The organism is Thermoleophilum album, from assembly GCF_028867705.1.
Lineage (GTDB): Bacteria > Actinomycetota > Thermoleophilia > Solirubrobacterales > Thermoleophilaceae > Thermoleophilum.
Genome location: NZ_CP066171.1, coordinates 514246 through 525893 on the forward strand (window position 1 = coordinate 514246; position 11648 = coordinate 525893).

At 67.5% G+C, this 11648-nt stretch carries 9 protein-coding genes; 1 reads left to right on the forward strand and 8 read right to left on the reverse strand.

All coding sequences use genetic code 11. The features are described from left to right. Window positions 1-221: 221 nt before the first annotated feature. From JDY09_RS02410 to JDY09_RS02420, 3 genes are all read right to left on the reverse strand, one after another. Window positions 222-1682, reverse strand: coding sequence for an exopolysaccharide biosynthesis polyprenyl glycosylphosphotransferase (locus tag JDY09_RS02410; protein ID WP_274717411.1), 1461 nt, complete (start codon window positions 1680-1682; stop codon window positions 222-224). A gap of 106 nt (window positions 1683-1788) precedes the next feature. Further along, a complete protein-coding gene (locus JDY09_RS02415; protein ID WP_274717412.1) occupies window positions 1789-2928 on the reverse strand; it encodes a beta-galactosidase in 1140 nt (379 codons plus the stop codon). Between the two features lie 224 nt (window positions 2929-3152). Then, window positions 3153-4613: a sugar transferase gene (locus JDY09_RS02420; protein ID WP_274717413.1), complete on the reverse strand. Its 1461-nt coding sequence runs from the start codon at window positions 4611-4613 to the stop codon at window positions 3153-3155. Between the two features lie 341 nt (window positions 4614-4954). Between JDY09_RS02420 and JDY09_RS02425 the strand changes: the two genes are divergently transcribed. Then, on the forward strand, window positions 4955-6298 hold the full coding sequence (locus JDY09_RS02425; RefSeq protein ID WP_274717414.1) for a glycosyltransferase family 4 protein: 1344 nt from the start codon (window positions 4955-4957) through the stop codon (window positions 6296-6298). Between the two features lie 80 nt (window positions 6299-6378). Here JDY09_RS02425 and JDY09_RS02430 read toward each other — a convergent pair whose 3' ends face one another. From JDY09_RS02430 to JDY09_RS02450, 5 genes are read right to left on the reverse strand one after another with little or no spacing between them, the layout of a single operon-like run. Then, window positions 6379-7932: a hypothetical protein gene (locus JDY09_RS02430; protein WP_274717415.1), complete on the reverse strand. Its 1554-nt coding sequence runs from the start codon at window positions 7930-7932 to the stop codon at window positions 6379-6381. Continuing rightward, complete coding sequence (locus tag JDY09_RS02435; RefSeq protein ID WP_274717416.1) at window positions 7929-9293, reverse strand: lipopolysaccharide biosynthesis protein; 1365 nt, start codon at window positions 9291-9293, stop codon at window positions 7929-7931. The genes JDY09_RS02430 and JDY09_RS02435 overlap by 4 nt, the downstream gene beginning before the upstream one ends. Beyond that, window positions 9290-9886 (reverse strand): hypothetical protein, encoded by a 597-nt coding sequence (locus JDY09_RS02440; RefSeq protein WP_274717417.1) that lies wholly within the window; start codon window positions 9884-9886, stop codon window positions 9290-9292. Before JDY09_RS02440 ends, JDY09_RS02435 begins: the two co-directional genes overlap by 4 nt. Continuing rightward, window positions 9883-10437 carry a hypothetical protein gene (locus JDY09_RS02445; protein ID WP_274717418.1) on the reverse strand — a complete coding sequence of 185 codons (555 nt, stop codon included), beginning with the start codon at window positions 10435-10437 and terminating at the stop codon, window positions 9883-9885. The genes JDY09_RS02440 and JDY09_RS02445 overlap by 4 nt, the downstream gene beginning before the upstream one ends. Window positions 10438-10466: 29 nt before the next feature. Beyond that, window positions 10467-11588, reverse strand: coding sequence for a glycosyltransferase (locus tag JDY09_RS02450; RefSeq protein ID WP_274717419.1), 1122 nt, complete (start codon window positions 11586-11588; stop codon window positions 10467-10469). Window positions 11589-11648 lie beyond the last annotated feature (60 nt).

An 11648-nucleotide genomic window follows, 5' to 3' on the forward strand; every position in this document is an offset into this window, starting at 1 on the left:
GTTCGCTTAGGCGGCTGAAGCGCGTGCGCGGGGAGCAGCGCGACCGCGATCGACTGGATCCTGACGCGCTGGGAGTCGAGCGAGCGGGAACGTGATCTAGCCGCGCCGCGGTTCCCGGCGTCCGTCTTTTTTGGTGCGAGTGGCGTCGAACGAGCGGTTTGCGACTAGCGGTGCTCGACTAGAAGTGCCGGACTAGCGGTGCCGAGCTAGCCAGTGGCGGTCTAGCCGCGCCTGGGCCTGTGATGCTCGCCGCTTTGCCGGCTCAGCACGTACGGCAGGGTGCGCGCGAGAATCTTGATGTCTTGCCAGAGCGACCAGCTCGCGCAGTAGCGATAGTCGATCGCCACCATCTCCTCGAGCGGCACCCTGCTCGAGCCGAGAATTTGCCACGGACCGGTGATCCCTGGCGCCACGACGTGTCGTGCGCGTTGCCACCCCTTGAAAAACCGGTCCTCTTCGGGGACGAGGGGGCGTGGTCCGACGAGGCTCATTTCGCCTCGCAAGACGTTCAAGAGCTGTGGCAGCTCGTCGAGCGAGTAGCAGCGCAGAAAGCGCCCAACCTTAGTTGTGCGGGGGTCATTTGCGATCTTGAAGAGTGGCTCGGCAGCCTGGTTGAGGTCCAGAAGGAGCGGCTTGAGACGGTCGGCGCCTTCGACCATCGTTCGGAACTTGAGCATTTGAAATGGGCGCCCTTCCCGGCCGATGCGGATCTGACGGAAGAAGACCGGGCCGCGCGATGTGAGTTTGATCGCGACGGCAATCACCAGCATCAGAGGAGCCAGCAAGAGCAGCAACAAACCCGCGACGGTAACGTCGAGGGCCCGTTTAGCGAGCAGGCCACCGCGTCCGGGCCCGAACTCGCGCAGAGCGATGAGTTCGATCCCGTCGAGTTCGTCTGCAACCGCCCCGACGCCGCTTGCAGCGGCCAGAGGCGCGAAAAGCTCCACGCGCACTCCGAGCGCATGGCAGTTGCGAACCACTTCTTCGGTCCGCGACAGACCGAGCGAGCGCGCGTCGACCAGAACTCGCTCGATATTCCATTCGGCGACGACGTCCGCAAGCTCGCTCACCTCGCCAAGCCAGCGGTCGTGTAGCACACGCTCATCGGTCGCAGGTCCAAGCCGTCCCAGCAGCACGAGCCGCGCCCGCTTGCTCGTACCGAGCTTGCGGCGCACAGCCGCAGACAAGGAGTCGGTACCGATCAAGAGCACGCGCTCTGGTGAGAGCGCACGGCCCATCGCCGCACGGGTGACGAACCGCGCGACGACGATCGCCAGTGCCAGGTTTGCCCAGAGGATGAAGAGCTCGCTTCCGTGCCAAGCACCGAGCCCTGCCGCGTAAACGACAAGAACGCTCACGGCCGCAGCAGCCACTACTTGCGGCACTTCGTCGAGCGTTGGATGGGAGACCACGAGCGGCTCGCGCTTATACAGCCCCAGTGCCTTCAGGCATAGGAGGACGAGCGGAACGATCGCGACCGCGCTGGTCGCACCGTCCCCGAAGAGCAGCGCTGTTATCGAAAGCGCACTGGCCGCCGCCAGGGCGTCGGCAAGGGAGAGCGACGCGCGCAAAGCGAGAGCCCGCCGCTCGACGGGCGCACGAAGCCGTCCGCTCGGAAGCGCTACATCTTCCGTTCCGGTCGGCGTTGCCGTGGGGGCACGGGTGCCGATCGCATCGGTCATAGGGGGCTAGCTCATTCGTAACGCACCGGCAGGGGCGATTCCACCCCTGTTGGCCGTTTTTTCGAGCGCGTGCAGCGTCGACGCTCGGCCCAGCGCCATCTGCCCTTTAGCGGCAGCGGCGGGCGTCAGAACGCTTCTTACACCCTTGGAAGTGTGCTGCGATCGCCGCGTAGGTCTTGAGGATCGGCAGCGGCTTGAACGACTCGCCGCGCATCTTCGTCAGACCCGAGTAGCGGAACAGCATCACCGTTGTGGGGCCGACCGAGTCGTAACCTGTACCCCACGTGTACCACTGCACGTGAGTTAGGCGCAGGCGCTTGCGCCACGCTGCTAGGCGGTAGAAGGCCGCGCGCATCCTTTGCGCTTGTCCCTTCGCTGTCACTTCCATGTAGAAGCGAGCTTGGCGCGGCACCTTGCCCTTGCCTGCCGGCCAGGTGATCTCGGTTACGAGCAGCGGTTTCCGCTTGTCGCCAGCCCCGTTCATGACCGAGCGGACACGACGCAAGATTTCGGTGGTCTGCCAGGCCGTGCGCGACACCGACTTCGGATCGTTGGTAAACGGATGAACGGCGATGGCGTCGAAGTATTTGCGGGCGCCTGCCTGGTAAAGGTCGCGCGCCGCTGTCCACGGGTTGTACGACTGGCCGTGGGCTACCAGCGAGCCGGCGACCACTTTGGCTCGGCGGTCGGCCCGCTTGATTGCCGGGTAGGCCAGCTTGAGCAGCCGTGTGTAGCCGCTGGCCCAACGCGCTGCCCGCCAGTGCCAAGGAGCTGTTTGCTCGTTCCACAGCTGCCAGTAGACGATCGGGTTGCGCGGCACCGAGCGGTTTTGGCTCCAGAACGATCCCTTGCTGCCGTAGCGGCGAACGAGCAGCTCCATCAGGGCCGCGAAGCGCGGCATGTGCGAGTCAGCCGGCGGGAAGCGACGGCACTCGGGATCGAGCGGCGCGCTCGACGCCCAGCAGGGAGTGCCGGAGATGTTGAGGATGATCTGCACCCGCGCTCGGCTGGCGCTGCGTACGAGTTTGTCGACGTCGTTCAGCACGTACACGCCTGGCTGCGGCTCGAGCGAGGCCCAGTCGAACGTCAGGCGTACCGACTCGACCCCCGACCAGGCCATAAGTGCGAACTGCTTGTTTAGAGTCGACTCGCGCACGGGGAACATCTCGGGCGGGACGACGGTGCCGAAAAAGCCGAACGGCACCTTTCGCTTGGCGGCGTGCGCCGGCAGCGCGCTGGCAAACACAGCCAGCACTGTCGCCGCTACGGCGGCAAGGTGCAGCAGCCACCGATGGCCGCGCTCCGCACGCGCTGTCGTTGACCACCGAACAGTCTGCGGCGAGGAATGCGCGTAGCGAGGAGCGCGGGGATGCGGTTGGCGTACGAGACTGAGGGGTGCGGTCTGAACTCGCGGGGCTGGGGGCATGTACCCGAACCTAACACGGCAACGGGCTCTGGAGAGCGGTGCAACTAATAGGCGCCGGCGCCACGGACGATGGCGGAAAACGTCCGTAGCAAGATCTGCAGGTCCTTCCGGAGCGTGTAGTTCTCGACATATTCGCGCTCGACTGCGAGGCGTTCCGCGAACGTCAGATCGCCACGCCCGTGGACCTGCATGGGCCCTGTCAGTCCCGGACGCATCAGCAGCCGGAAGCGCTCCGACTCCTTGTAGCGGTCGACGAGCCAGGTTTCCTCCGGGCGAGGACCGACCAGGCTCATGTCGCCACGCACGACGTTGATCAACTGCGGCAGCTCATCGATCGAGAGCCGCCGCAACCAGCGTCCGACGCGCGTTACGCGCGGGTCGTTGCGGATCTTGAACACCGGTTCGTCTAGTTCGTCGACGTCGATCAGCTCCTGCAGTCGTTCTTCGGCGTTGACGCACATGGTGCGGAACTTGAGCATCGTGAACGGCCGCCCGTTCTTGCCCGCGCGGCGCTGTCTGAACAGCACCGGCCCCGGCGAGTCGAGTTTGATGGCTACGGCGACAACCGCCATCAGCGGTGCGACGAGCAACAGCAACGCGCCGCCCACGGTCAAGTCGATGAGTCGCTTGAGCACCAAGGTCGACCGCGGGATCGGCCATGTCGCGTACTCGATCAGCGGCAGCTCAGCGACATGCGAGAGCTCGACCGCTGTGCCGAGCATTGTCGGCATCGGCGGAACCACGCTGAGCTTGCATCCCGACTGCCGGCAGGTGGCAACGACACGCGCGAGCGTTCCTTCGTCGATTTCCTGAGCGGCGATCACGATCCGCTCGATCTCGTACTTATTCACCAAGTGGGTGAGATCGTCGACGGTCAATCCGCTCGCGACCACGTGCTTGCTGTCGGCGCCATCGCGCTTCTCGCTGCCGGCAACTGCGCGCGCCTCGGCGATCGCAGGCGCCCCGGTGTCGCTGCGGGCGAACATCTCGGTGGCGGCGACGTGGCTCTCGCTGCCGTTGGTTCCGTTGCGATCCCAGAGCTCTCCGTCGCCGATCACCGACCGCACCTGGGCTACGACATCCACGTTGTGGTGGGGTTCCAGCGCCAGCTTGCGGCGGACGCTGCTAGCGAGTGGGCCGTCGCCGATCACGAGCGTCCGTTCGGCGCGCACTAGATGCCTCCACAGGGCGCGCGCTGCCGTTCGGGCGGGGAAGGCACCGCCCAGCGCCGCGAAGTACAACGCGAGCGCGCTCTCGACCCGGATCGTCTGCTCGGGAAGGCCACGCAACAGAAAGAGCGTCGCCGCCGCCGAGACCGTTACCCAGTGGAAGATGCGCGCCACTTCGTCGCTGGTGCGATGCCAGATCCGCGGATGGTCGCCGTCGTAGAGGCCCTCTAGCTTCGCCACGAGCGCCCAGAGCGGTGCAGTGGCGAGCGACCACAGGGGGTCCGTCGTACCTTCGATCAGCGTCGCTGTCGCAACCGCAACGAGGAAGACGGCCAAGTCGGCAGCAAAGAGCAGGACACGCCGCAGCGTGTCCTTGCGCGCCGACAGCGATTGGCGCGCATCCAGGCGGGTAGCGACCGGTAACTGTGGGGCACGGCCAGTCGCCCCCGCACGCGGAACTGTGGGGGCAGTTTCCACCGCGAGGTGTTTCTGAAACTAACGCACACACGCGGCTCGTGCCAGGCGACACGGACGTTTGTTCAACAGCGCTTGCCTGGCTGCGCGTTCACCCCGAGTGGTGGCGCTGCTAGGCGGGTAGCGCTAAGTTCGTCGTAGCGCAGTCGCGCTCTCAACCCTGGCCCCGATCCCGAGCGGAGCCCTTGTCCGATCATCCGCCAGTGCGCTCCCGTCTTGCGCTCGTCTTGCACGAGGGCGAGCTAGGAGGAGCGAACGTCGCGCTGGTGCGCTTGCTGCCTTGGTTGGTTCGGCGTTGGGACGTCGTTGCCTGGGTTCCCGGGGAGGGAGCTACTGCCGACGCCCTCGAGTCCCGAGGCGCGAGAGTGAAGCGGGTGGCGCGACCGTACGCGTTCAGCTTTCGCGCGCTGCTGTCGGCGCCGGGAGCGCTAGCCCGCATCCGCGGTGTTCCCCGCTACCGGCGATTGTGGCACCGTTGGGTGCAAACGCACGATCCCGACGTCGTTCTCTTCAACACTTTGCTGGTGACACCGGAGCTTGCCGACCTTCCGCGGGGCACTCGAGCACTGCGCGCGCTCTACGCCCACGAGCTAGTCGGGCGCGGCGTCAAGGCGCACGTGGCCCTTGCACTGGCGCGCCGCGCCGACCTCCACATCGCCCCCTCGCGCGCCGTCGCTGCGCGGTTGGCGCGTGCGGGCATATCGGCCCGTGTCGTCTATCCGGGAGTCGCTGCATCCGCTGTAGGAACATCGACATCGCCAGCGGCGAGCCAGCGCGACACTACTGCGAGTGCACTCGACGTCGACGCTGTGCGCGCACCGGAGTCACATGCGATCTCGGCTGTGGCGGAGCGACCACCTGTGGTCGGTTGCGTCGGGACCGTGTGCCCCATCAAGGGCACCGACCTTTACCTGGCAACGATCGATGAGCTGCGAAACAGGTTGCGGCGCCGGTTCGTGGCCCGTCTCGTGGGACGCCCGCCGCGCGGCCGCTGGCACCGGTGGGGTCTGCGCGTCCTGGCGCGCGCTGCTGCTGGGGCGGTGGAGTGCCGCGTGCCGCCGCCGGACGCCGACGACTCGTGGTCGCTGCGCGAGCTGGCCGACCTCGACGTGCTCGTCGTTCCCTCGCGTGTCGACGCCTGCCCGCTGGTTGTGCTCGAGGCGATGGCGTTGGGGGTACCGGTCGTCGCTTTCGACGTTGGCGGCATTCGCGAGCAGCTCGGCGGCGAGGGCGCTGGCGTGCTCGTTGCGCCCGGCAACGTTCGGGCACTCGCTAAGGCGGTGGCTGAGCTCATCGACTCGCCGCGGCGGCGCTACGAACTTGCGGCGCGGGCGCGCTCGCGGCAGCGGCGTCTGTTCAGCCTCGAGCGACAAGCGGAGGCGTTGTCCGCCCTCTTGGCGGGTGCGTGCGAGCGAAGCGCTCGCCCAGCGGCGCAGCGCGATTCGCGGCGGTCGATCGCAGCTGCATCGGATCCGCTCGTGACAGAGCGGACAGGAGTTCTTGAGCCGGCGGCCGACGAGCCTGTGCTCGGCCTCCCGACCGATTAGTGCGCCGCGGTTCGCGTCCCCGCTCAGCGGCGCGACGGATCCGCCGATGTGTCGCGTCCGCCCTACTTCTCGATCGTCTACTACTGGTCGATCTTCTCGCCGCTCGGAACTGGAAGTCGCTCGGCGAGCAACACGACCACAAGGAGCGCGACGAGTCCGATCGCTGCTGTCATTGCCATCGCTCCCAGCGGGCGTGTCAAGAGAAGGTACGAGTAACCAAGAACAAGCGTGCCGACGAGCAGCCGCTTGCGTCCGCTCGAGCGCACGAGCCGCCACCACCCCGCGCCGGCGACGGCCCCAAACGCTGCCAGGGCGACGAGCCCCCCGATCCAGCCGAAGTTCCAGTACATCTCACCAACGATCGTGAAAGGTGTGCCCGCCTTGCCGCTGGCACCGAGGAGCGCTGTCGAGAGCTCGAAGTCCAGCGGCAACGGCTTGTCGGGGTACAGGCGGCGAGGGAGGAACGCGAGCGGTGCCTCGGCGAGCGAGCGGCCGTGAAGGTGCGGGTGCTCCCGCGGCACCACGGCGGTCAGCGCGACCAGGTGGTCGAACTCGACGAAGTCGCGAGTGGCCGTCAGCAGCGGGCGGTCGGTTATGGCGAGCCGCGCCGCTTGCGCAAACGGAACTGTATGCGACAGCTCGCGCACGGTGCGCATCCAGGCGAACGCGGCGAGCAGGATCGTCGCTAGCGCTGCCAACGCCAGCGCTTGGCGGCGCGTCGGGCTACGCAGGGCGAGCAGCAAGGTGAGGCCGGCGGCGGCGGTCGCGAGCAGCTGCCCGCGCGTTTGCAGGGCGACGCTCGCCGCCAGCGCAACGGCAGCGAGTCCGGTGAGCAGAAGGAGCCGCTGGCGCGACGGGCGTTCCAAGAACGCCACGAGTGCCACCAGCGCAGCGGCCAGACAGAGCGCGTAGCCGAACACGTAGTGTCCACCCCCGAACTGGTTGAGGTGCAGGCGGCTGGGATCGTTCAAGAGCGCGTCGATGCCGCCGTTACGGAAGAAAAGGATCAGCCAGAGCACGGTGCCGGCAGCGGCCGCCCGTGTGAGCACGAAGCGCAACCGGCGGTCGTCGAACTCTTCGCTCGTTGGTAGCGCCGGTTGCTCAGCGAGGCCCGGGGTTCGCTGAAGACCATGCTTGCGCGCCCGTGTTTCCCACACGAGGGCGAATGCAAGGCCCAAGAGCGACATTCCGAGCGCTCCGGCAGCGGCGACACGACCTAAGTCGGCGAAGCGAAAACCGAGCCACACCAGTGGGAACGCACCGTCCCCGGGCCAGAGCGCTACCGCGGCTGGACGGATTCCGAAGATGAACAACTGCGCCAGCGCAACGAAGGTGAGCGGCGAGAGCGCGACGACGCGCAGTCCGAGCCGCAGTGCCCCCAGCGCGAACAGACAAACAGCGAGCAAGGCAGCCATCGCGCCCACGGCAACGACACCCCCAGCCCGACTCGGCGGGCGCAAGGCCGCGATCGCCAGGTAGCCGGCGGCGAAGGCGCCAACAGCGAGCAGCAGCGACTGGGAGCCACCGAGCGCGTGGCGACTTTCTTGCGTCCCCGCGGCCTCCGTGCTGGAACTCGCGCGCAAGACGTCTGGCTGGCCACTCGCGGCCGGTTGTGCACCTGGTCCCGCGCTCACCGAATCGCTGCACATCGTGCGTATGAAGAGGGCGTGTCGACTGCGACCACAGCGGTCTCGTCAGGCTGTGCGCGCCAGCTCCGTGTCCAACCCCAGACGTACGCCGCCTGGGAGCCGTTGGCGAGGACGAAGGTGCAGAGTGCTCCCGCGCCGACAGCGTCGCGACCGAAAGCTGGCTCGAGCAGTGCCGCCAGCGCGACGCCAGCGAGACAAGCGCTCCCAACACACGTGGCACCTACGCTTGCGCGCCTGCCGACCAGCAGGATCTCGCCTTGCGGCCCGGCCGCCGCATCGAGAAGGCGGGCGGCGATCAGCAGCGCGAGCGTTGTGCCCCACTCGGTGTAGGCGGCATCGAACAGCGACAGCAAGCGTTCGGCGAAGAGGGCGCCAACGAGACAAGGTGGCAAGGTGATGCCGACGCCGAAGAGTGACCCCCGAGCGAGGAGCCGGCGCGCCAATGAGCTGTTGCGCTGCGCTACGGAGCGGGCGAGGTCGGCGACCAGGGTCGCCACGACTGCCTGGTAACCCCAGCTGAAGACTCCCGCGACGCGCGTAGCCGCGAAGAGGCCGGCCATCGCTGCGCTGCTCAACCCGATGACGGCGCCGATCACCACCGGCAGCCAGACGAAGACCTCGGCGAATGTCGTGAGTACGGCGGCGCCAAGCTCGTCACGGCGCACCCGAGTTCGCGGTGTGCCGCGGGCGACAAGGGCTAGCAGCAGCTCGCTTCCTAGGGCGCGCCACGCGAGCGAGATTGCAGCGACAAGGGCGGCAAAGGCCGCAGCCGCTGTGGCGACGGCGAGCACCGTCCAAGAGCTGACTGTGGCGATAGCTATCAGGGCGACGACGGTTGGCGCCGCTGGCCAGAGCACGTTCTGCACCACGCCCGAGAGGTCTGCCCGACCGCGTGCCTTCAACACGCTCGCGGTGAACCCGGTGGTCGCCCAAAGCGCCGTGAGCGTTGCAGTCGCGGCGACGACCGGGGGCGTTAAAGGCAGTCCGAGCAGCGTGACGGTTGGCAGCAGCAACACGAGCCCGCAGCTTCCGCCAACCAGCAGGAGGGGCAAAAGCGAAGGTGGACGCTCGCCTGCAACATCAGCTTCGGCGAGCGCTCGCGCAGCGACTCCATCCGTACCGAAACGGACGACGACGCTAAGCAGCCACGCTGCCGTCCAAACCATAAAGAAGTGGCCGGCTTCGCTAGCGCCGAGGGCGCGGGTCACCGCCCACACGTGCAACAGGGCGAGCGCTCCGTTGGCAGCTCTCGTGCCGAGGTAGACGGTGCCCTGATGCAACAAACGGGGTGCCGCAGTAGCACGCTGAACGCCATCGGTGTTTTTCCCGCTGGCGATCAGTTTCACCGCTGCCCCCCTCGCACTCCGCTGCGGGCGGCGCCTTGCCGCTCGCTTTCGGACGCGCTTGTCGCGAGCGGGTCGAGCCCCGAGTGTTTGCGCAGCCAGGACGTCGCGTCGACATAGAGACGGTCGCCGCCACGAATTACGCGTAGGCCGATCAGCCCAAGGCGAAGCTCGGATACGGGCTGTCCGCGCCGTCGCGTCTCGAGTCGCAACACCACCCGGCGCCCGCCGGCGATCGGCTCTGACTCGACGACCGTCGGGCTGGTCGCGGCGAGCCAGTCGCCGAACTCCCCCTGCATCGCCAGGGCGAGGTTCAAAGCAGGCACCGAGCGTCGCGTCGATGGAACAAGGAGCTTGCGCACGCCTTCCACATCGCGTCGCCGAAGCGCCTGCCAAAAGACGAGCGCTTGGCGCTCGTAGGCGTTGCTGGCAGTGGACCACGGCTGGGATGCCGGCGGCGCGCCGCTGATCCACGCGAACAAACCGCCGATAGCTGCTGCCAGGGCCGCCAGCGCGATGCTCTTGCTGCGCAGACCGGGTGCGACTCGCTGCGGCACTTGCGCTGTAGCGGACGGTCGGGCGTCGACGGTCGTCATGGCAAGACGTTGGCTGGTACTTCGCTCGCTCGTATCGAGCCGCGTGCTCGCGTGATCAGCCACCGCCTCCGCCGCTTGCGCAGCTCGACGATCAAAGGCACACGCGGCGCCCAGCGGCGAGGCCCGAGGTAGCGCGCCTTACGGATCGGCTGGGCAACAACGATCTCGAGATCGATCGTGGCGCGGTTACCACGCACTCGTGCGCGCAGATCCCGCGGCAAACCGATCTTCGCGGCGTTACCACCGAGCCCAACGATCGCGTTGCGAGCGAGCGGGGTTTTGGCTGTTCGACCCAGGCGCCGCCAAGCGCCAGCAGCGTCGCCGAGCTGTAGGTCGCGCCAGAACTCGGCGAACGCCTGCTCGGGGCTGCCCGCTGGGTAGGAGCGAATCTGCTCACTGGTTACGGGTACGAGCGGCCAACCGCGGATAGCGACGAGCTCGCGAGCAAGCCCACGCTCGTCCTGGCCCGCGCTTGCCACCAGGCCTAACGAGGCGAGCGCGAGCACAAGACCGACGACTGCTAGCGCGCTTGGGCGAGACGTGGGGGGCACGCGGCGATGCTAACCATTGCGGGAGGGCGCTAGCGAACAGGTCCGCTACTGATCCTCGTGGCGATCAGGGCGGCCATCCGCTCACGGAAACGACCGGCGGAAAACTCCTCCGCCCGTCGGCGGAGCACGTTGGGGTCCCAGGATGCGCTCGCTGCTTCCCGCACAGCGCGGCGGATCGCCGCGGGCGTCGCCGGCGGGTTGATCAGCACGCCATCGACACCGTCGCGGACGATGTCAAGCGCGCCACCGCGCCGCAGGGCCACCACCGGTGTGCCGCTCGCGAGCGCTTCAACCATCGACATGCCGAAGTCTTCTTCGCCGACGTGGATGAAACCGCCCGCGGTTGCCAACAGCTCGACGAGTTCCTCGCGCTCGATCCATCCGCGCAGGGTGACGTTCGGGGGGAGCATGCGTCGCAGCTCCCCAGCCAGCGGCCCAATGCCCACCATCGTCAGGCGCAGGTCGGGTAGCTCGCGGAACGCTTCGGCCACTTCGAGCGGTCGTTTGTAGGGAACCAGTCGGTGCACCCACACGAAGTGGTCGCGCTCGCGCTCGGCGCGGACATGGAACTCGTCGACAGCTACAGGCGGCGGGATCACTACCGCGTCGCGTCCATAAAAGCGGCGGATGCGGGCGGCAACAGCTGTCGAGTTGGCCACGTACACATCTGGGCGTCGCGAAGCACGCAGATCCCAGCGGCGCAGCCAGCCCGCGGCAGCACGCAGCGCCAGTGCGGCCGGTCCGCGAACGCGTTCGCTGTCGGCGTCTGGCATCCAGACATAGCGCATCGGGGTGTGGCAGTAACAGACGTGAAGCGTTTCCACGGGTGTGCGCACACCGGCCGCACAAGCGTGCGACGAGCTCACGACGACGTCGTAGCTGGCGAGATCGAGCCGCTCGAAATAGATCGGCATGTAAGGCAACAGCCATCGCCAGCGGCCGGGGTTGTGACCGCGCTGACGCACGCCCGGCAGTCGCGCCAGGCGCGATTCGCGCACGATCGCCCTTGCGAGCGGAGCGGGAAGGAGCTCGCGCGCTGCGTGGAACGTGAAGACGTCGGGTTGTCGCGCAAACAGCGGGAGCAGCTCCCACACCGTGCGCTCGGCTCCGTGGAAGCCTTGGAACCAGTCGTGCACGATCGCCGCGCGCACCGGCAAAGGCTGTGGTTCGCCTGCTGCTTGCGGAGCGGAAGCTGCCGCTGCTGGTGCCGC